Here is an 18,158-nt window from a genome sequence, read left to right on the forward strand (position 1 = left end):
GAATAACTTAACATTCGAAGGCTATTTTTTACCATATTGGGTGTGCCCGACGTTCGCCCTGCTGCGCTGTTGCCGAATCGCGAAGGGTGGCGAGCTTAACGCTTTAATGCCACAATGTTTTTTTATCGGTGTGTGGGATGGATGATGAAAAAGATAGTGTTTGCTGGCGCTCTGCTGGCCCTGGCCGGCTGTGTTCAGGTTGATAGCTACAGCGAGGTTGTTAAAGCGCCAGCGCCGGCTGGGCTGGAAGGATACTGGCAATCGGCCGGCCCGCAGAGTGAAATGATGAGCCCGGATGCGATTGCGAGCCTGATCGTCACCAAAGAGGGCAATACCCTTGACTGTCGCCAGTGGCAGCGGGTTATCGTCCTGCCGGGTAAATTAATGAAGCGTGATGATGCGGTTTATAACGTCACCTCCGCGTTGGATGTTTATCCGATTGAGCGCGAAGGCGATACCCTGAGCTACGACCGGATGACGCTCAAGCGGGTGGATCGTCTCACCCCTGAGTGTGAACAGGCATGGAAAAAGGCCTCGGCTGATAAAAGCGGGCAATAAGCTTTTTGCGGGCTGAAACCCTTCTCAGCCCGCGGCGTTTCTCTGTATTTTATAGCGCCTCTTCGATAACCCAGACGCTGACGCTGCCGCCGTTACAGGTAAAAACCCCGTTTCCTTCATCGTCGGTTTCAATCACTTCCTCGCGGTTGCCGAGAAAATCACGCCAGCGTTTATTACGGTAGTTTTCCCCCAGAGGAAGCGTTTTTTCTCCGTCGTCACCGTTGGAAAGCACCACCACGCAGCCCGGATCCTCTTCGGTACCGCTGCGGCTGAAAGCGATGCAGTTCGGATGATCGAACCACAAAGTTTGTACGCCGTGAGCAAAACGCTGACGGGCATCGATCAGTTCGTGTAATTGCTCAATAACCGGCATCTCAACGGCGTAGGTCTCGCCGTCGCCGCCGGTATCTTCGTAGCTGGCGCCGAACAGGTCGGCATAAAAGACGGACGGAACGCCGTTTTCACGTAACAAAATGAGCGCATAAGCCAGCGGTTTGAACCAGGCCTCAACCGGCGCCTCCAGCGCCTGCAGCGGCTGGGTATCATGGTTGGTCACCAGGGTTACGGCGTGGAACGGGTCGGCTTCCACCAGGGTGCCGCTAAAAATCTGGCTCATGTCATAGTCGCGTCCCTGCCGCGAGGCTTCATGGAATTTCATCTGCAGCGGCGCGTCAAAGAGCATCGTCTTACCGTCAACCATGTCGATATACTGCTGGAGCTTATCGACTTCATGCGACCAGTATTCCGCCACGATAAACAGCGGCTTTGTCGCCACCTCCTGGACGTGGTCAATCCACTCTTTATAAAACCAGGCGGGGATATGTTTAACCGCATCGAGGCGGAAGCCATCGCAGCCGGTCTGTTCCATCACCCAGCGGGCCCAGTACTTAATCTCCTCGGTTACCGCCCGATTGCGAAAATCGATATTTTCACCCATCAGGTAGTCGAAGTTACCCATTTCATCATCAACCTGATCGTTCCATCCCTCTCCGGTATAGTCGTTGACGATTTTAAACACGCCATCTTCATCAGGATTCTCAATATGGTCGATGCCGCTGAAGCACTTATAATCCCAGATGAATTCAGAGTATTTGCCGGCGCGTACCGGGAAGGTGTAGCGCGTCCAGGCTTCACATTCCACAATCTCCTCGGCGATTTGCGTGCGGTCGTTTTGATCAACCCGCTGAATACGTACCGGCTCTTTTTCATCCGCGCCCATTTTATGGTTGACCACGACGTCAAGGAGTACGGCGATATCGTGCTGGCGCAGGGCGGATATGGCGGCCAGAAGCTGGGCTTTATCGCCATATTTTGTGGCGACAGACCCCTTCTGGTCGAATTCGCCGAGGTCAAACAGATCGTAGCAATCATAACCGACAGAGTAGCCGCCGGAGGCGCCTTTGTAGGCAGGAGGCAACCAAATCATGTTAATGCCGATTTCGTTGAGGTTTGGCGCCAGGGCTTCGACTTCACGCCATAACTCGCCGCCGGTGGGGTAGTACCAGTGAAAGCACTGCAGTAACGTGGGGTTTTTCATCTTCCATGCTCCATACGTCATCAAGCTGACCATTGCAGTATGAGAGATATCCAGCAAAATGGAGATGTTTTCGATACGTTTTCACTATGCCCTAAAAGGCATCATATATAATAATTTGGAATAAGATGTAGCGTATCGATGTTGGTGACTAAGGTTAAACGCCTTACACTACAGCAAAATATCACTCTTTTAGGGGTATCTATGAAATTAGCACTTCTGGGTCGTCAGGCGCTGATGGGCGCAATGGCCGTCGTATTAATGACCGGCGTCAGCGTAAAAACCTTTGCTGCTGAAAATCTGCTTAATCAGGTTAAAGAACGCGGCACGCTACGCGTGGGTCTGGAAGGGACATATCCGCCATTCAGCTATCAGGGAGATGACGGTAAGCTTACCGGCTTCGAGGTGGATTTTGCTAATGAACTGGCGAAACATCTGGGCGTGAAGGCTGACCTTAAACCCACGAAATGGGACGGCATGCTGGCTTCGCTGGACTCTAAACGTATCGATGTGGTGATAAACCAGGTCACTATTTCCGATCAGCGTAAGCAAAAATATGACTTCTCGACGCCGTACACCGTTTCCGGGATCCAGGCGCTGGTGAAAAAAGGTAACGAAGGCGTGATTAAAACTGCAGCCGACCTGAAAGGTAAGAAAGTTGGCGTCGGCCTGGGGACCAACTACGAAGAGTGGCTGCGCCAGAACGTACAGGGCGTCGACATTCGGACTTATGATGATGACCCGACGAAATACCAGGATCTGCGCGTAGGGCGAATTGACGGCATCCTGGTTGACCGTCTGGCAGCGCTGGATCTGGTGAAGAAAACCGGTAACACCCTTGCCGTCACCGGTGAAGCCTTCTCTCGCCAGGAGTCCGGCGTCGCGCTGCGCAAAGGTAATGAAGACCTGCTGAAAGCGGTTGATGGCGCCATTGCGGATATGCAAAAAGACGGCAGCCTGAAGGCGCTGTCGGAAAAATGGTTTGGCGCTGACGTCACGAAGTAACGGCCAGCGGTGAAAAAAGGCGCTCCTGATAGCGCCTTTTTTTATTTCGCGCGTCACAGCGTGCATAATCAAGGATAATTCAGTCAGGAGGTCTTATGTCACTGCAAAATTTAACCCTATTCCCGCGTCTGGAACTGATTGGCGCGCCGACGCCGCTGGAATATCTGCCGCGCTTGTCCGATTACCTTGGCCGCGAAATTTTTATCAAGCGCGATGATGTGACCCCGCTTGCGATGGGGGGCAACAAGCTACGTAAGCTTGAATTTCTGGCTGCCGATGCGCTGCGAGAAGGGGCGGATACCCTGATTACAGCAGGAGCTATCCAGTCCAACCATGTGCGCCAGACGGCGGCGGTGGCGGCTAAGCTGGGCCTGCACTGCGTGGCGCTGCTGGAGAATCCAATGGGAACCCGGGCTGAGAACTACCTGACCAACGGTAACCGACTGCTGCTTGACCTGTTTAATACTCAGGTCGAAATGTGCGACGCGCTGACCGATCCTAATGCTCAGCTGGAAGCGCTGGCGACCCGCATTGAAGCTCAGGGCTATCGTCCGTACGTGATTCCGGTTGGCGGTTCGAACGCGCTGGGCGCGCTGGGCTATGTGGAGAGCGCGCTGGAAATTGCCCAGCAGTGCGAAGGGGCGGTCGAGCTCTCCTCCGTGGTCGTCGCCTCCGGCAGCGCCGGTACGCATGCCGGCCTCGCCGTGGGACTGGAGCAGCTGATGCCCAATGCCGAGCTTATCGGAGTGACCGTATCGCGCAGCGTGGCTGACCAGCTGCCAAAAGTGGCTGCGCTGCAGCAAGCGGTGGCAAATAGCCTGGAACTGGAGGCAAAGGCCGGTATTCAGCTGTGGGATGAGTACTTTGCGCCGGGTTACGGAATACCGAACGACGAAGGGATGGCGGCGGTGAAGCTGCTGGCGCAGCTGGAAGGTATCCTGCTGGATCCGGTGTATACCGGGAAGGCGATGGCCGGATTGATTGATGGTATCAGCCAGAAGCGCTTTAAGGATGAAGGCCCAATACTGTTTGTTCACACCGGCGGCGCGCCTGCGCTGTTCGCCTATCATCCTCATATCTAATGCAGAACACATAGAATGCAAGAGAGTATCCAACTGGTTATTGATTCCGCGCCTTTTCTGCTGAAGGGCGCGGTATTTACGCTACAGCTCAGCATTGGCGGCATGTTTTTTGGCCTCGTGCTGGGGTTTATTTTGGCGCTGATGCGCATGTCGCCCGTCTGGCCGATTAAATGGCTGGCGCGGATGTACATCTCCATCTTTCGCGGAACGCCGCTGATTGCGCAGCTGTTTATGATCTATTACGGCTTGCCGCAGTTCGGCATCGAGCTGGATCCTATTCCCGCGGCGATGATCGGCCTGTCTTTAAACACGGCGGCCTACGCGGCGGAAACGCTGCGCGCAGCGATTGCCTCCATCGATAAAGGGCAGTGGGAGGCCGCGGCGAGTATTGGTATGACGCGCTGGCAGGCTATGCGCCGCGCGATTCTTCCTCAGGCCGCGCGCGTGGCGTTACCGCCGCTTTCCAACAGTTTTATCAGCCTGGTGAAAGATACCTCGCTGGCGGCAACTATCCAGGTGCCAGAACTGTTCCGTCAGGCTCAGCTGATCACCTCCCGGACGCTGGAGGTATTCACCATGTACCTGGCCGCTTCGCTTATCTACTGGGTAATGGCAACGGTGCTTTCCACGCTGCAAAACTATTTTGAAAATCAGCTGAACCGCCAGGAGCGAGATCCAAAATGAGTGCGATTGAAGTCAAAAACCTGGTGAAAAAATTCCATGGCCAGACGGTGCTTCATGGTATCGACCTTGAGGTTCAACAAGGGGAAGTTGTGGCGATTATCGGTCCCAGCGGTTCGGGGAAAACGACGCTGCTGCGCAGTATTAATCTCCTGGAGCAGCCGGAAAGCGGCACGATTCGCGTAGGCGACGTGACGATCGATGCCGGGCGCAGCATCAACCAGCAAAAAACGGCCATTCGCCGCCTGCGTCAGCACGTGGGCTTTGTGTTTCAGAATTTTAATCTTTTCCCCCACCGTACGGTGATGGAAAACATTATCGAAGGGCCGGTCATCGTTAAAGGGGAGGATAAAAATGAATCCATCGCCCGGGCGCGTGAACTGCTGACGAAAGTTGGGCTTACCGGTAAAGAAAATAGCTACCCGCGTCGTTTGTCCGGCGGGCAGCAGCAGCGCGTGGCGATTGCTCGCGCGCTGGCGATGCGTCCGGATGTCATTTTGTTTGATGAGCCAACGTCGGCATTAGATCCTGAACTGGTAGGGGAGGTACTCAATACCATTCGCCAGCTGGCGCAGGAGAGGCGCACGATGGTGATCGTGACCCATGAGATGAGCTTTGCCCGCGACGTGGCGGACCGCGCTATTTTTATGGATCAGGGGCGTATCGTTGAACAGGGTGAAGCAAAAGCGCTGTTTGCCAATCCTCAGCACGCGCGTACCCGCCAGTTCCTCGAAAAATTCCTGATGCAGTAATCGCCCCGCGCCGGCCGCATTCGCTCAGGCTTGTGCTGACGGATGCGGCCGGGCAGCGCTGAATAACCGGTTTATCAGCAAAAAAAGTATGTCCGGATAGTGGTCATAAGCAACGACGATACATCTGTCAAGGTTTTGTGCCACATCAATTGGCATAATTTTTTAACGTATCCGGTACTTTCGCCGGACGTAGTCTAATAAATGCGGTGGCTGCCATTTTTTATACATATAAGCAGGATTTATGTGTTAGTTTTATGTATTTATAATAATGATTATCACTCAGGAGTTATTTGGTTAGTTATGAGGGACAATGATTTTTTCAGCTGGCGGCGGGAAATGCTGCAACAATTTCAGTCCGTTTCTGCAGGCGAGGGGGTTTATCATCTTCTGCAGCAGGAAGCAAAAGGGCTGGAATATGACTACTTCGCACTCTGCGTACGGCATCCCGTGCCTTTTACTCGGCCCAGGGTGACGCTGCAATCGACCTATCCTCAGGCCTGGATGGCGCATTATCAAGCCGAGAATTATCTGGCGATCGACCCGGTGCTGCGCAAGGAGAATTTCCTTCGTGGGCATCTGCCATGGAACGACAAGCTATTCCATGATACACCGGAATTATGGGACGGCGCGCGCGACCATGGATTACGCAAGGGCGTCACGCAGTGCCTGACGCTGCCGAACCATGCTCAGGGATTCTTATCCGTTTCAGGAACCAGCCATAGCCAGGGACCCTTTGCGGAAGATGAACTGGAGATGCGCTTAAGAACGCTAACCGAATTGAGCCTGCTGACGCTTTTGCGCCTGGAGGACGAGATGGTTATGCCGCCGGAAATGAAATTTAGTCGACGTGAACTGGAGATTTTGAAATGGACGGCGGAAGGGAAAACCTCGGCTGAGGTGGCAATGATTCTGTCTATCTCAGAAAATACCGTCAATTTCCATCAGAAAAATATGCAGCGAAAATTCAACGCGCCAAACAAAACCCAAATTGCCTGCTATGCCGTAGCGACGGGCCTAATTTGATCTCATGTGTTGTTCTGCGTGCCAGACGTAAGACCGGCTGTTAGTAATACCTTCAGCCGGTAATTGATTACTGACGATATGCCTGCTTAATTTGCTTAACGGTGCTGGAGAATACGGCAGCCTGAGCCTCATCTTCCATCTGCGCGATTTGTTTTTCCATTTTAATAATCACGCGGCCTGCATCAGCCTGACCCATGGCCTGCAGCATCAGCGTTATCATTGCTTTCAGACACGAAACTTCCTGTGCCAGTTCTTGGTTATTTTCCGCAGTGGAAAAATCTGGAGTGCTCATCTATATCCTCGATTGCTTTCTGCGCAATTGCGCATGACTAAAAGTGAAGGCGGCGCAGTATACCACAAGCAAAGGAAAAAAAAGGAGTGCTTGATTTCTGTTCTTTCATCCGAGTGGTGAATGATTTAATTGACTGAATAATACGTATTCATGAGATCTAAGCGTGTTAATTTTTTCGTACGCCCCGTGTTCGTGTTAATAATTGTTACATATTCAGGCACATATTTATCGCCTACGCAATGTGTTGTGTTTTTACGTAATCTGTATGATGAATGTTAAAAAATAACTGTTGTACAACTCTATGTTATGTATGGCTTTCCAGCGGGTGTGCAGACAAATTTCCATAATTGCGCAAGAAATCTTTCCCAGCACATTTTTTGGCTTTCAAAATTAGGTTAAAACCCGGTAATATGTGGGAGATAAGCTATCAGTAGCGTTATCCCTAATTCTGGAGAATATTCCTTTGATCAACGTCCTTCTTGTTGATGACCACGAACTGGTGCGCGCAGGGATACGACGCATTCTGGAAGATATAAAAGGGATTAAAGTTGCCGGCGAGGCCTGCTGCGGTGAGGATGCCGTGAAATGGTGCCGCGCGAATCCCGTTGATGTAGTCCTGATGGATATGAACATGCCGGGTATCGGCGGCCTTGAGGCTACGCGAAAAATTGCCCGTTCCGTTGCTGATGCCAAAGTGATAATGCTGACCGTGCATACGGAAAATCCGCTGCCGGCGAAAGTCATGCAGGCCGGGGCTGCTGGCTACCTCAGTAAAGGCGCCGCGCCGCAGGAGGTTGTGAATGCGATTCGCTGCGTGGCATCGGGTCAGCGTTATATCGCCTCTGATATCGCCCAGCAGATGGCGCTAAGCCAGATTGAACCGGAGAAGGCGGAGTCGCCGTTTGCCAGTTTGTCTGAGCGAGAATTGCAGATTATGCTAATGATTACTAAAGGTCAGAAGGTCAACGAGATCTCAGAGCAGTTGAATCTGAGTCCCAAGACCGTGAACAGCTACCGCTATCGTATGTTCAGTAAACTGAACATACACGGCGATGTGGAGCTGACGCACCTGGCAATTCGCCATGGCCTGTGCAATGCGGAGTCGTTAGCAAGTCAGTGAGTGATGTTTTTGATGCAAAAGCTTTCCTGAAAACAGTAACCAGCCAGCCGGGCGTCTATCGTATGTATGACGCTGGCGGTACTGTTATCTATGTAGGCAAAGCGAAAGACCTGAAAAAGCGGCTGAGCAGCTATTTTCGCAGCAACCTGGCTTCGCGTAAAACCGAAGCGCTGGTGGCGCTTATCGCCCAGATTGACGTTACCGTGACCCACACCGAAACGGAAGCGCTGCTGCTTGAGCATAACTACATCAAACTATACCAGCCGCGTTACAACGTGCTGCTGCGCGATGATAAATCCTATCCCTTTATTTTCCTTAGCGGCGATACGCATCCTCGCCTGGCGACGCATCGTGGGGCGAAGCATGCGAAAGGCGAATATTTTGGCCCGTTCCCCAACGGCTACGCGGTTCGCGAGACGTTAGCGCTGCTGCAAAAAATCTTCCCTATCCGCCAGTGTGAGAACAGCGTCTATCGCAACCGTTCGCGGCCTTGCCTGCAGTATCAAATTGGCCGCTGTCTGGGGCCGTGCGTTGCCGGACTGGTGAGCGAGGAAGAGTATGCCCAGCAGGTCGACTACGTGCGCCTGTTCCTGGCGGGCAAAGACGATCAGGTACTGACTCAGCTGATTGCCCGCATGGAAAAGGCCAGCCAGGCGCTGGAATTTGAAGAGGCAGCGCGGATCCGCGACCAGATTCAGGCCGTACGTCGGGTAACGGAGAAACAGTTCGTCTCCAATACCGGTGACGATCTGGATGTTATCGGCGTCTCGTTTGATGCCGGCATGGCGTGCGTCCACGTGCTGTTTATCCGCCAGGGTAAAGTCCTTGGTAGCCGCAGCTATTTCCCCAAAGTGCCGAATGGCACCGAACTCGGTGAAGTGGTGGAAACCTTTGTCGGACAGTTCTATTTGCAGGGCAGCCAGATGCGGACGCTGCCGGGCGAGATCCTGCTGGATTTTAACCTGGGCGACAAAACCCTGCTGGCGGATTCACTCTCAGAGCTGGCCGGACGCCGGGTTAACGTACAGACCAAACCCCGCGGCGATCGCGCCCGTTACCTGAAGCTGGCGCGCACGAACGCCGCGACGGCGCTGACCACCAAGCTTTCCCAGCATTCAACGATTACGCAACGTTTGCGGGCGCTGGCGACATTACTCAAGCTTCCGGCCGTCAATCGGATGGAATGCTTTGACATCAGCCATACGATGGGCGAACAGACGGTGGCGTCGTGCGTGGTTTTTGATAGCAACGGACCGCTGCGCGCAGAGTATCGCCGTTACAATATTACCGGCATCACGCCGGGAGATGATTACGCGGCGATGAATCAGGTCCTGCGTCGTCGCTACGGTAAGGCAATAGAAGAGAGTAAAATTCCCGATGTTATCCTGATCGACGGCGGTAAAGGCCAGCTTGGGCAGGCGAAGACGGTTTTTGCCGAGCTGGACGTGCCGTGGGATAAAAGTCACCCTCTGTTATTGGGCGTGGCAAAAGGCAGCGATCGTAAAGCGGGCCTGGAGACGTTATTCTTTGAACCGGAAGGCGAGGGCTTTAGTCTGCCGCCGGACTCCCCCGCGCTGCATGTGATTCAGCATATTCGCGACGAGTCGCACGATCACGCCATTACCGGCCACCGTAAGAAACGGGCAAAAGTAAAAAGCACCAGCACGCTGGAAACCATTGAGGGGGTCGGACCCAAACGCCGACAGATGCTGCTGAAATATATGGGCGGTCTGCAGGGGTTGCAGAAAGCCAGCGTCGAAGAAATTGCGCAAGTACCGGGTATATCTCACGGTCTGGCAGAAAAGATCTTCTACTCGTTGAAACATTAGGGGCTCTGTAGCAACATAGGGCTAATTTTTACTTACAACAGATAGTTACCCGTTACTATGCAATTTAATATCCCTACGTTGCTTACTCTGTTTCGCGTCATTCTTATCCCGTTCTTTGTACTGGCGTTTTATCTACCGTTTACCTGGGCCCCTTTTGCCTGTGCGCTAATTTTCTTTGTCGCAGCGGTGACCGACTGGTTTGATGGTTATCTGGCGCGTCGCTGGAATCAGAGCACGCGTTTCGGCGCTTTCCTCGATCCGGTCGCGGATAAAGTCATGGTGGCTATTGCGATGGTACTGGTTGCCGAGCATTACCATACCTGGTGGGTGACGTTACCGGCCGCCACCATGATCGCGCGTGAAATTATTATCTCCGCGCTGCGCGAGTGGATGGCCGAACTGGGCAAGCGCAGCAGCGTGGCGGTGTCATGGATAGGCAAAGTCAAAACCACGGCGCAAATGGCCGCGCTGGTGTGGATGCTGTGGCGCCCAAATATCTGGGTTGAATGGGCGGGGATTGGTCTGTTCCTCGTGGCGGCGGTGCTGACGCTGTGGTCCATGCTGCAGTATTTGAACGCGGCGCGCGGCGATTTGCTTGATCAGTGATCGTTTCGGCGCAATTTTCAGCAAACAACACAAGGTTTTAAAAAATATCGTTGACTCATTGCGCCAGGTAAGTAGAATGCAACGCATCGAACGGCAGCACTGTCTGACAGACGATAACAAAATCAAGTAATTAGCAAATTAGCTTGATGATGCGGGAATAGCTCAGTTGGTAGAGCACGACCTTGCCAAGGTCGGGGTCGCGAGTTCGAGTCTCGTTTCCCGCTCCAGTTTACAACATCGGCATCAGCGGGTGTTCAAGCATTAAGGCGCGTTAGCAAAGCGGTTATGTAGCGGATTGCAAATCCGTCTAGTCCGGTTCGACTCCGGAACGCGCCTCCAATTTCTATCCCGAGCCCGGATGGTGGAATCGGTAGACACAAGGGATTTAAAATCCCTCGGCGTTCGCGCTGTGCGGGTTCAAGTCCCGCTCCGGGTACCATTGGGATAAAGCAGAATAATCAAAGCAATAAGCAGTGTCGTGAAACCACCTACGGGTGGTTTTTTTGTTTTTGTATTGCCATAACCTCGCTTTTGAACCTCAGCCCCACCTCATTCATTTTTGTCATAGGACAAAACCCGCTTCTGTTGTTACTCTGTGTCGGCAATCTATCATTATCTCAATAAGTGGGGATGAAATGTTTACTGGCCTCTGCGCTTTTCCTCTGACTCCGTTACATCAGCATGGCGTTGATGAAACCGCTTTTGCCCGGATTGTCACTCGCCTCGCCGAATCTGCCGTCGATGCTCTCGGCGTGCTCGGTTCCACGGGAAGCTATGCCTGGCTCAGCCGCGAGCAGAGAATGCAGGTTATCCGACAGGCCAAATCGCATGCCGGAGCGGTGCCGCTTATGGCAGGGATCGGCGCGTTGGGGACCGATCGGGTCCTTCGTCTGGCAGAGGATGCGCAGCGGGCTGGCGCCAATGCGCTGCTCCTGCCGGCAATCGCCTATCAGCCACTGACGGAAGAGGAGATTTTTGCTTTTTACCAGACCGTCACCCGCGAAGTCTCCGTGCCCGTCTGCGTTTACGATAACCCCGTGACCACGCATGTGACGACCTCGGATGCGCTTAAAGGCGCGATCGCTGCGCTACCGGGAATCGCCTCAATTAAAATACCGGGTCCCGCTAAAAATGACGTCGCACGGCGCGTTCAGAGCCTGCGGCGGCAGCTACCGGCTGAGGTGACGATCGGGATTAGCGGAGACGCCTGCGCGGCCGATGGCCTGAACGCCGGCTGCGAAGTCTGGTATTCGGTGTGCGGCGGCCTGTTCCCGCACGTCGCCAAAGAGCTGACGGCGGCCGCGACGCGGGGGGAGGCTCAGCGGGCGGAGGCAATAAGCGCCAGGCTGGAGCCGCTGTGGACGCTCTACAGGAAGTATGGCGGAAGCCTGCGGGTCACTGCCGCAGCGGCGACGATCCTCGGTATGTGCGGTGAGGATTGTTTGCCGCGCCCCCTGCTACCGCTTTCGCCGGATGCCTTTCGTGAGATTGCTGAGACGCTGCGCAGCCTGAACCTTGAGTAGCCGGGTGGTTTTCTCTCGCTATTTCCGCTACTGTAAGCGCCATTTTTTACGACGATGAGCCTGTTTATGAAAACTGGACCCCTGAACGAAAGCGAAGTTGAATGGCTGGACGATATCCTGTCGAAATACGCGGTAGAAGGCACCATCATGGACGTTGCCGAGCTTGATGGGCTGCTGACGGCCATTCTCTCCGGGCCGACGGAGATTGAACCCGCGCAGTGGCTGCTTGCTATCTGGGGCGGAGCGGATAACGTGCCGCGCTGGGCCAACGATCGCGAGCGGGATCGTTTTGTGAACCTGACGCTGCAGCAAATGAGCGATATTGCCGAGCGCTTGAGCGATTATCCCGAACAGTTCGAACCGATGTTCGGCAGCCGCGAAGAGGAAGGGCAGGAGCTCACGATTGTTGAAGAGTGGTGCTTCGGCTATATGCGCGGGGTGGGGCTGAGCGACTGGTCCGCGTTGCCGGCTGAGCTGCAGGCGGAGCTGGACGTGATTGCCCTGCACGGTACCGAGGAGCGATTCGAGGCGCTTGATGAATTATCCGCGGAAGAGTTTGTCGCCAGCGTTGAGCGAATTCGTCCTGCCGCCCTGGCGCTTTATAACTACTGGACTGAGCACGCGCAACCGGCGGAAGTTCAGCAGCCCATCCGGAATGAGGCGAAGGTGGGGCGCAACGATCCTTGCCCGTGCGGCAGCGGTAAGAAATATAAGCAGTGCTGTTTAGCCAAATAAAAGAAGGGGCCAATATGGCCCCCTTCTTTTTACCCCACCGCGGGCAGCAAGCCTGCGACAATCGCGAACTGGATCGCGACGATGCCGATCCCGCAGAGCAGGACGAGCCACAGCGCCGCTGAGCCTCCCGCGACCCGCCATGCTGCATCAGGGTGCTGTTTGCGGCTCTTCATGACCAGCAGCGCAGGCAGTATGAGCGCCAGCACGGCCAGCGCGACGCCCGCATAGCCTAACGCCATCACGAAGCCACGCGGATAAAATAGCGCGAACGCCAGCGGGGGCAAAAAGGTAATCAGGCCGCTCTGTATCCGTCCACCGGCGCTGTTCTGGCGTTGAAACAGATCGGCCAGATAGTCGAATAACCCAAGCGCCACGCCGAGAAATGACGTCGCCAGCGCCAGATCGGCAAACAGATGCACCGCCAGCTCAACGTGCGGTGAGGCGACCACTTCGCGGATAGCTTCCAGCAGCCCGTTAAGCCCGGCATTTTTTGCCAGCAGCGCGGTAAAGACGGGAGAGTCAATGCTGCCGAGCGTCGCCAGCTGCCAGAAAATATAGGCGACCAGGGGAATAAAGCTCCCGATGACAAATACCCGACGCAGCTTGCGAATATCCCCGCCCAGATAGCTCACAATACTGGGTATGCTGCCGTGAAAACCAAACGAAGTAAAAATCACCGGAATCGCTGACAGAGCCAGTCCCTGCTGTAGCGGCAGCGTCAGTAAATTTACCTGGTGAATATGCGGCAGCAGCAGAGCCAGCATAATGGCGAGAAAGATAATTTTTGCGCTGAACAGAAAGCGGTTAAAAAGATCGACCAGCGAGGTTCCGATACACACTACCGTCCCGCCGATCCCGGTAAAAATCAGGACGCCTGCCGCAGGAGGCAGTCGCCAGTCCAGCCACTGGTTGAGGCTGGAGGCCAGCAGCTCGCCGGCGCCGCTAATATAGGCGGCGGTGAGAGCGTACAGCAGAAACAGCATGCAAAACCCGGTAGCCCACTGTCCGTAGCGGCCGAGATAGCGTGCGGCCAGCGACCCCAGCCCCATATCAGCCGGCACGTGCTGATACACTTCCAGCAGCAATAAGGCGGTATAACACATCAGCGCCCACAGCGTTATCAGCAAACCAAACGTTACGCCGAAACCCACGCCCGCCGAGGCCAGCGGCATCGCTAACATCCCTGCGCCGATTGTGGTGCCGGCAACGATTAAAATACTACCCAGAGTGCGGTTCTTCACGCTTTTCTCTATCCATCACGGAATACACAATTAATTATGCCGCGCAGAGTATGTGAAATCAGTGAGTTCGTCAAATGAGGGTTACAGGGGGTGTAATGATAACTTTACGATGCCAGAGGTTTGCGCGAAAGCTGCGCTGGCGCAAGAATCCGCCGCCCTGGCTGGTTTATTCTTCGGCCTTTACGGGAGGGGTTATGCCATCGATTCATGGTCACGAAGTGCTGCAAATGATGATTTCATCAGGCGAGTCTTACACTGTTGCTACGCTGGAAGCGGCGATTATCGACCGTTTTGGGAAAGAGGTTCGATTCCATACCTGCTCGGCGGAAAATCTGAGCGCGGCGGAGCTGGTGGCGTTTTTGCAGAAAAAAGGCAAATTTATTGCCGCTGAGGAAGGATTTAATACGCACGAAAGTAAAATTTGCCGCCATTAATACTCATACGGCAGCGAACGCCGGGCGTCGCTGCCGTAATTATTAATTTTGTGTGTCGAGCGTTGCCAGCTCTTTATCAATAAAGTACAGGCCTTCACCGCTTTTACCGGCAAGGGTCAATTTATCAATAACGGATTTAAACAGTTTCTCTTCTTCGTGCTGCTCAGCAACGTACCACTGCAGGAAATTAAATGTTGGATAATCCTGGCTGGTCATTGCCGCATGGGCCAGTTCGTTAATTTTCTGCGTAATCAGCTGTTCATGTTCGTAGGTGACGCGAAATAGCTCATCCAGGGACGCATATTCGGCGAAAGGTGAGGCGATAGCCGTGATGCAGGGCAGGCTGCCGGTATCGGTCAGATAGTCGAACAGGCGCTGCATATGGGTCATTTCTTCCTGCGCGTGGCGACGCAAAAACGCGGCGGCGCCTTCAAAACTGTGGTAGCTGCACCAGGCGCTCATTTGCTGATAAAGCAGAGAGGAATAAAGTTCGAGATTCATCTGCGCATTCAGCTTGTCGATCATTTCAGTTTTTAGCATCAGGCTGCTCCGGGAAAATAGAATTAAGGATTATTGTGCGCTCACTATAATTTGTTATTAATTTATTTGCAAAAAGTAAATTAATAAAATCATTTATTAATAATGCAAATGGGAATAACACGCATTGGCGATTTAAAAATAATGAGAATGGTTTTAATTTAATATTCTATGCGAAAAATCGTTGCGCCTAATTTAGCGGTGAAAATAGACCCGCCCGGCGGCCGCGGCGGGATTAGCCTGACGCGGGTAAGAGTGGGGAGGAGGCCATACCAGCCGGGGGCGGAAGTCAAAAGTGTGAGGCGAGATGCAATTTATAAAACAACTTTTCATAAAATTTGAAAGTATGTTCGTAAGGTAGTATTGTTCATAGCAACGCTAACGAACTATCGCGGGAGTGCCCGCAGAGCATTCAGGAGAGTAAAGCATGAAAATCGCACTGATGATGGAAAACAGCCAGGCGAACAAAAACGCCATCATCCTCAATGAGTTAAACGCTGTTGCTGAAGAAAAAGGCTTCCCGGTTTACAACGTCGGTATGAGCGATGAAAACGATCATCACCTGACCTATATTCATCTGGGGATCATGGCCAGTATCCTGCTGAATTCGAAAGCGGTGGACTTTGTGGTGACCGGCTGCGGTACCGGGCAGGGCGCGCTGATGTCGCTGAATATTCACCCTGGCGTGGTATGCGGCTACTGTATCGACCCTGCTGATGCCTTCCTGTTTGCGCAGATCAACAACGGTAACGCGCTTTCTCTGCCGTTTGCGAAGGGTTTTGGCTGGGGCGCAGAGCTGAACGTACGCTTTATCTTTGAAAAAGCTTTTACCGGCCGCAACGGCGAAGGTTATCCGCCGGAGCGTAAAGAGCCTCAGGTGCGTAACGCCGGGATCCTGAACGCGGTTAAAGCGGCGGTGGTTAAGGAAAACTATCTGGATACGCTGCGCGCGATCGATCCGGAGCTGGTGAAAACCGCCGTTTCTGGCCCTCGTTTCCAGCAGTGCTTCTTTGAGAACTGCCAGGATAAAGAGATCGAAGCGTTTGTGCGCCAGATCGTCGGTTAATATCCCGTCATGATGAGATGCTAAAGGCCAGCGCTGCTGGCCTTTTCTTTGGCTACTTCTTTTTGTTCGATACGCTGCTACCCGCCTCTTTGGCCAGATGCAGGCTATCAATCATGCCGACCAGGCAAATCACCGCGATAAAAATAAACGACAGGCGGAAGCTGATGCCCGGCAGGTGAGAAAGCGTAAACCATTCGCTGAACGTTTCCCCAAGACGAATACCTATCGCGCCGAGCGTGATGCCCAGCCCCACGGCCAGCTGTGACGCGGTGCTGAACAGGGTATTGGCGTAGCTCATTTGCGCGGAAGGCACATCGGCAAACGCGAGCGTGCTGATGCCGGTAAACTGGATAGAGCGGAAGACCCCGCCAAGATAGAGAATCACAAAGATCAGCCAAACCGGCGTTTGCGGCGTTAAAAAAGCGCAGGCCAGCAGCGACAAAACGTTTAATGCGCCGTTAATCAGCAGCAGGCGGCGAAAGCCCAGCCAGCGGATCAGCGGCGTTGTGAGGGGCTTGATGGTTAAGTTGCCGACGAACACGGCCAGCACCAGCAGCCCTGAGTGGAAGGGGTCCATACCAAATCCGACCTGGAAAAGCAGCGGCAGCAGAAACGGCACGGCGCTAATGGAGGCGCGGAACAGGGAACCGCCGTACATGGTGACCCGGAAGGTGGGGATCTTGAGCGCATCAAGGCGCACCATCGGCCACCTGGTGCGGCGGAAGTGCCGCAGCGCGAAGAGCATGCAGCCCAGGCCCAACGCCAGCAGCGCCAGCGTCTGCCAGCCCAGAGGCTGGCGATCGCCGAGCAGCTCCATGGCGGCGACCAGGCTAACCATCGCCACCGAGGTGGCAACAAAGCCGGAAAGGTCGAAGGGGCGCTGCTCATCTTCGCGAATATTCGGAATGATACGCAGCGACAGGGCGATAGCGATAAGCCCGAGCGGCACGTTAATAAAGAAGATCCAGTGCCAGCTGGCGTAGCGGGTGATAAATCCGCCCAGCGGTGGGCCAATAATGGGCGCGACCAGCGCCGGCCAGGTCAGGGTGGCAATAGCCTTAATCAACTGGTGCTTCGGTGTGGTACGTAGTACCGCCAGCCGGCCAACGGGCACCATCAGCGCGCCGCCTATCCCCTGCAGAATACGCATCGCGACGAACACATCGACGTTGGTCGACAGCCCGCAAAAAACCGACGCCAGGGTAAAAATCGCCAGCGCGAGAGTAAAGATTTTCCGCGCGCCAAAACGATCGGCGATCCAGCCGCTGGCCGGTATCAGAACCGCAAGGGTAATAAGATAAGCGCTAATCCCGATATTGAGGTCGACCGCCGTCACGCCAAAATCTTTCGCCATGTCGGGCAGGGCGGTGGCTATCACCGTGCCGTCGAGAAACTCCATAAAAAAGGCGCCAGCCACCAGCAGCGCAGGTGCTGAAAAAGAACGGTCGTCCCTGGAAGAGGTGTTTGTACTCATTATTGTGTCGCTGCCATAGCAAAGAGAGCGCAGATTGGTCCGGAGCGTTCGGCTCTTCACTATCCGGTTCTGCTCATTTTGTTTAAAAATTAAATTATTTTGGTAAAAAATAGGTGATTTAGCGCACATTTAGGTTGATTTTTGTGATGTAAGTCATATTATAACCACCAGGGCATTAACACCTGCATAACAAAAATGGAGTCAACCATGAAACTGCGCAAAATCCTGAAGAGCATGTTCGAAAACTACTGCAAAACCTTCAAAGACGTACCGCCTGGCGCTATGTTCTGATAAAAAAACCTGCTGCGGCAGTTTTTTTATATCCCGGGATTTAGGGTACTATTACGCTCCTGAAAAAAGGAGTGAAAAATGTCTCAACATCTTACCGAGCATGACGAACTAGTCTCTGACGTGGTTGCCTGCCAGTTAGTTATCAAACAGATCCTTGACGTCATCGACGTCATCGCCCCCGTCGAGGTGCGCGAAAAAATGACCACCCAGCTGAAAGCCATCGATTTTGCCAGCCACCCGGCATCGGCTGACCCGGTGACCCTGCGGGCGGTACAAAAGGCCATCGCGCTGATTGAACTGAAATTTACCCCGCAGGAAGAAGCGCACTAGCGGCGTCAGCCCCGCCATCATTGTGATAGCGGGGCGTTATCACCT

The 18,158-nt window shown here is 53.8% G+C and carries 20 protein-coding genes and 3 tRNA genes; 18 read left to right on the plus strand and 5 right to left on the minus strand.

Translation table 11 applies throughout. From position 1 onward, the window contains the following. The first annotated feature begins 141 nt into the window (after positions 1–141). Complete coding sequence (yedD, locus tag JLG71_RS10150) at positions 142–558, plus strand: lipoprotein YedD (protein WP_161505342.1); 417 nt, start codon at positions 142–144, stop codon at positions 556–558. 49 nt (positions 559–607) lie between these two features. Here yedD and amyA read toward each other — a convergent pair whose 3' ends face one another. Further along, complete coding sequence (gene amyA, locus JLG71_RS10155; RefSeq protein WP_047723448.1) at positions 608–2,095, minus strand: alpha-amylase; 1,488 nt, start codon at positions 2,093–2,095, stop codon at positions 608–610. Positions 2,096–2,296: 201 nt separating this feature from the next. On the opposite strand from amyA, the gene tcyJ reads away from it, so the two are divergent. The 5 genes from tcyJ (at position 2,297) to sdiA (ending at position 6,635) form a co-directional block, all read left to right on the plus strand. Then, entirely contained in the window at positions 2,297–3,097 is an 801-nt protein-coding gene (tcyJ, locus tag JLG71_RS10160) for a cystine ABC transporter substrate-binding protein (RefSeq protein ID WP_200914188.1), read from the plus strand. Positions 3,098–3,192: 95 nt separating this feature from the next. After that, positions 3,193–4,179: a D-cysteine desulfhydrase gene (dcyD, locus tag JLG71_RS10165; RefSeq protein WP_025106106.1), complete on the plus strand. Its 987-nt coding sequence runs from the start codon at positions 3,193–3,195 to the stop codon at positions 4,177–4,179. Between the two features lie 15 nt (positions 4,180–4,194). Next, complete coding sequence (tcyL, locus tag JLG71_RS10170; protein ID WP_004103458.1) at positions 4,195–4,863, plus strand: cystine ABC transporter permease; 669 nt, start codon at positions 4,195–4,197, stop codon at positions 4,861–4,863. After that, positions 4,860–5,612 (plus strand): L-cystine ABC transporter ATP-binding protein TcyN, encoded by a 753-nt coding sequence (gene tcyN, locus JLG71_RS10175; protein WP_004852203.1) that lies wholly within the window; start codon positions 4,860–4,862, stop codon positions 5,610–5,612. Before tcyL ends, tcyN begins: the two co-directional genes overlap by 4 nt. A 300-nt stretch (positions 5,613–5,912) precedes the next feature. Next, positions 5,913–6,635: a transcriptional regulator SdiA gene (gene sdiA / locus JLG71_RS10180; protein WP_014229875.1), complete on the plus strand. Its 723-nt coding sequence runs from the start codon at positions 5,913–5,915 to the stop codon at positions 6,633–6,635. A 67-nt stretch (positions 6,636–6,702) separates the two neighbouring features. Here the strand turns inward: sdiA and JLG71_RS10185 are convergent, their stop codons facing one another. Then, positions 6,703–6,927, minus strand: a complete 225-nt coding sequence (locus tag JLG71_RS10185; RefSeq protein ID WP_004122104.1) for a DUF2594 family protein — start codon at positions 6,925–6,927, stop codon at positions 6,703–6,705. Between the two features lie 463 nt (positions 6,928–7,390). Between JLG71_RS10185 and uvrY the strand changes: the two genes are divergently transcribed. From uvrY to JLG71_RS10225, 8 genes are all read left to right on the plus strand, one after another. After that, positions 7,391–8,047: a UvrY/SirA/GacA family response regulator transcription factor gene (uvrY, locus tag JLG71_RS10190; RefSeq protein ID WP_004122102.1), complete on the plus strand. Its 657-nt coding sequence runs from the start codon at positions 7,391–7,393 to the stop codon at positions 8,045–8,047. Then, complete coding sequence (gene uvrC, locus JLG71_RS10195) at positions 8,044–9,876, plus strand: excinuclease ABC subunit UvrC (RefSeq protein ID WP_004852196.1); 1,833 nt, start codon at positions 8,044–8,046, stop codon at positions 9,874–9,876. Before uvrY ends, uvrC begins: the two co-directional genes overlap by 4 nt. Before the next feature lie 57 nt (positions 9,877–9,933). Next, positions 9,934–10,482, plus strand: coding sequence for a CDP-diacylglycerol--glycerol-3-phosphate 3-phosphatidyltransferase (pgsA, locus tag JLG71_RS10200; RefSeq protein WP_004122100.1), 549 nt, complete (start codon positions 9,934–9,936; stop codon positions 10,480–10,482). A 151-nt stretch (positions 10,483–10,633) separates the two neighbouring features. Beyond that, positions 10,634–10,709, plus strand: a tRNA-Gly gene (locus JLG71_RS10205). Between the two features lie 38 nt (positions 10,710–10,747). Then, a tRNA-Cys gene (locus JLG71_RS10210) sits at positions 10,748–10,821 on the plus strand. A 13-nt stretch (positions 10,822–10,834) separates the two neighbouring features. Then, positions 10,835–10,921 (plus strand) — tRNA-Leu (locus tag JLG71_RS10215). A gap of 196 nt (positions 10,922–11,117) precedes the next feature. Continuing rightward, positions 11,118–12,005: a dihydrodipicolinate synthase family protein gene (locus JLG71_RS10220; protein ID WP_116279957.1), complete on the plus strand. Its 888-nt coding sequence runs from the start codon at positions 11,118–11,120 to the stop codon at positions 12,003–12,005. A gap of 66 nt (positions 12,006–12,071) precedes the next feature. Further along, the gene (locus tag JLG71_RS10225; RefSeq protein ID WP_014229873.1) at positions 12,072–12,740 is read left to right on the plus strand and encodes a YecA/YgfB family protein; all 669 of its coding nucleotides are present in this window, start codon (positions 12,072–12,074) and stop codon (positions 12,738–12,740) included. A 29-nt stretch (positions 12,741–12,769) separates the two neighbouring features. Here JLG71_RS10225 and tyrP read toward each other — a convergent pair whose 3' ends face one another. Continuing rightward, the gene (gene tyrP, locus JLG71_RS10230) at positions 12,770–13,981 is read right to left on the minus strand and encodes a tyrosine transporter TyrP (RefSeq protein ID WP_048260977.1); all 1,212 of its coding nucleotides are present in this window, start codon (positions 13,979–13,981) and stop codon (positions 12,770–12,772) included. A 194-nt stretch (positions 13,982–14,175) separates the two neighbouring features. On the opposite strand from tyrP, the gene JLG71_RS10235 reads away from it, so the two are divergent. Beyond that, positions 14,176–14,415: a YecH family metal-binding protein gene (locus JLG71_RS10235; protein ID WP_004852186.1), complete on the plus strand. Its 240-nt coding sequence runs from the start codon at positions 14,176–14,178 to the stop codon at positions 14,413–14,415. Between the two features lie 42 nt (positions 14,416–14,457). Here JLG71_RS10235 and ftnA read toward each other — a convergent pair whose 3' ends face one another. Further along, positions 14,458–14,955: a non-heme ferritin gene (gene ftnA / locus JLG71_RS10240; RefSeq protein WP_004852185.1), complete on the minus strand. Its 498-nt coding sequence runs from the start codon at positions 14,953–14,955 to the stop codon at positions 14,458–14,460. 424 nt (positions 14,956–15,379) lie between these two features. Here ftnA and JLG71_RS10245 point away from each other — a divergent pair, with 424 nt between their 5' ends. Then, the gene (locus tag JLG71_RS10245; RefSeq protein ID WP_014229871.1) at positions 15,380–16,018 is read left to right on the plus strand and encodes an RpiB/LacA/LacB family sugar-phosphate isomerase; all 639 of its coding nucleotides are present in this window, start codon (positions 15,380–15,382) and stop codon (positions 16,016–16,018) included. A 52-nt stretch (positions 16,019–16,070) separates the two neighbouring features. On the opposite strand, the gene JLG71_RS10250 is transcribed toward JLG71_RS10245, so the two are convergent. Further along, positions 16,071–17,492, minus strand: a complete 1,422-nt coding sequence (locus JLG71_RS10250; protein WP_049102452.1) for an MFS transporter — start codon at positions 17,490–17,492, stop codon at positions 16,071–16,073. 207 nt (positions 17,493–17,699) lie between these two features. On the opposite strand from JLG71_RS10250, the gene azuC reads away from it, so the two are divergent. Both azuC and JLG71_RS10260 read left to right on the plus strand, forming a co-directional pair. Then, the gene (gene azuC, locus JLG71_RS10255) at positions 17,700–17,783 is read left to right on the plus strand and encodes a stress response protein AzuC (RefSeq protein WP_014229869.1); all 84 of its coding nucleotides are present in this window, start codon (positions 17,700–17,702) and stop codon (positions 17,781–17,783) included. A gap of 78 nt (positions 17,784–17,861) precedes the next feature. Then, on the plus strand, positions 17,862–18,113 hold the full coding sequence (locus tag JLG71_RS10260; protein WP_014229868.1) for a DUF2766 family protein: 252 nt from the start codon (positions 17,862–17,864) through the stop codon (positions 18,111–18,113). Positions 18,114–18,158 lie beyond the last annotated feature (45 nt).

The sequence above is a fragment of the Klebsiella michiganensis genome (assembly GCF_015139575.1).
In the GTDB taxonomy this organism is placed as follows: Bacteria; Pseudomonadota; Gammaproteobacteria; order Enterobacterales; family Enterobacteriaceae; genus Klebsiella; species Klebsiella michiganensis.

Coding starts and splice junctions, on each gene's coding strand:
- JLG71_RS10220 (WP_116279957.1), top strand. CDS start 11,118: ATGTTTACTGGCCTCTGCGCTTTTCCTCTGACTCCGTTACATCAGCAT.
- JLG71_RS10235 (WP_004852186.1), top strand. CDS start 14,176: ATGCCATCGATTCATGGTCACGAAGTGCTGCAAATGATGATTTCATCA.
- tcyL (WP_004103458.1), top strand. CDS start 4,195: ATGCAAGAGAGTATCCAACTGGTTATTGATTCCGCGCCTTTTCTGCTG.
- sdiA (WP_014229875.1), top strand. CDS start 5,913: ATGAGGGACAATGATTTTTTCAGCTGGCGGCGGGAAATGCTGCAACAA.
- JLG71_RS10225 (WP_014229873.1), top strand. CDS start 12,072: ATGAAAACTGGACCCCTGAACGAAAGCGAAGTTGAATGGCTGGACGAT.
- azuC (WP_014229869.1), top strand. CDS start 17,700: ATGAAACTGCGCAAAATCCTGAAGAGCATGTTCGAAAACTACTGCAAA.
- JLG71_RS10260 (WP_014229868.1), top strand. CDS start 17,862: ATGTCTCAACATCTTACCGAGCATGACGAACTAGTCTCTGACGTGGTT.
- yedD (WP_161505342.1), top strand. CDS start 142: ATGATGAAAAAGATAGTGTTTGCTGGCGCTCTGCTGGCCCTGGCCGGC.
- tcyJ (WP_200914188.1), top strand. CDS start 2,297: ATGAAATTAGCACTTCTGGGTCGTCAGGCGCTGATGGGCGCAATGGCC.
- amyA (WP_047723448.1), bottom strand. CDS start 2,095: ATGAAAAACCCCACGTTACTGCAGTGCTTTCACTGGTACTACCCCACC.
- dcyD (WP_025106106.1), top strand. CDS start 3,193: ATGTCACTGCAAAATTTAACCCTATTCCCGCGTCTGGAACTGATTGGC.
- JLG71_RS10250 (WP_049102452.1), bottom strand. CDS start 17,492: ATGAGTACAAACACCTCTTCCAGGGACGACCGTTCTTTTTCAGCACCT.
- tcyN (WP_004852203.1), top strand. CDS start 4,860: ATGAGTGCGATTGAAGTCAAAAACCTGGTGAAAAAATTCCATGGCCAG.
- JLG71_RS10185 (WP_004122104.1), bottom strand. CDS start 6,927: ATGAGCACTCCAGATTTTTCCACTGCGGAAAATAACCAAGAACTGGCA.
- JLG71_RS10245 (WP_014229871.1), top strand. CDS start 15,380: ATGAAAATCGCACTGATGATGGAAAACAGCCAGGCGAACAAAAACGCC.
- ftnA (WP_004852185.1), bottom strand. CDS start 14,955: ATGCTAAAAACTGAAATGATCGACAAGCTGAATGCGCAGATGAATCTC.
- pgsA (WP_004122100.1), top strand. CDS start 9,934: ATGCAATTTAATATCCCTACGTTGCTTACTCTGTTTCGCGTCATTCTT.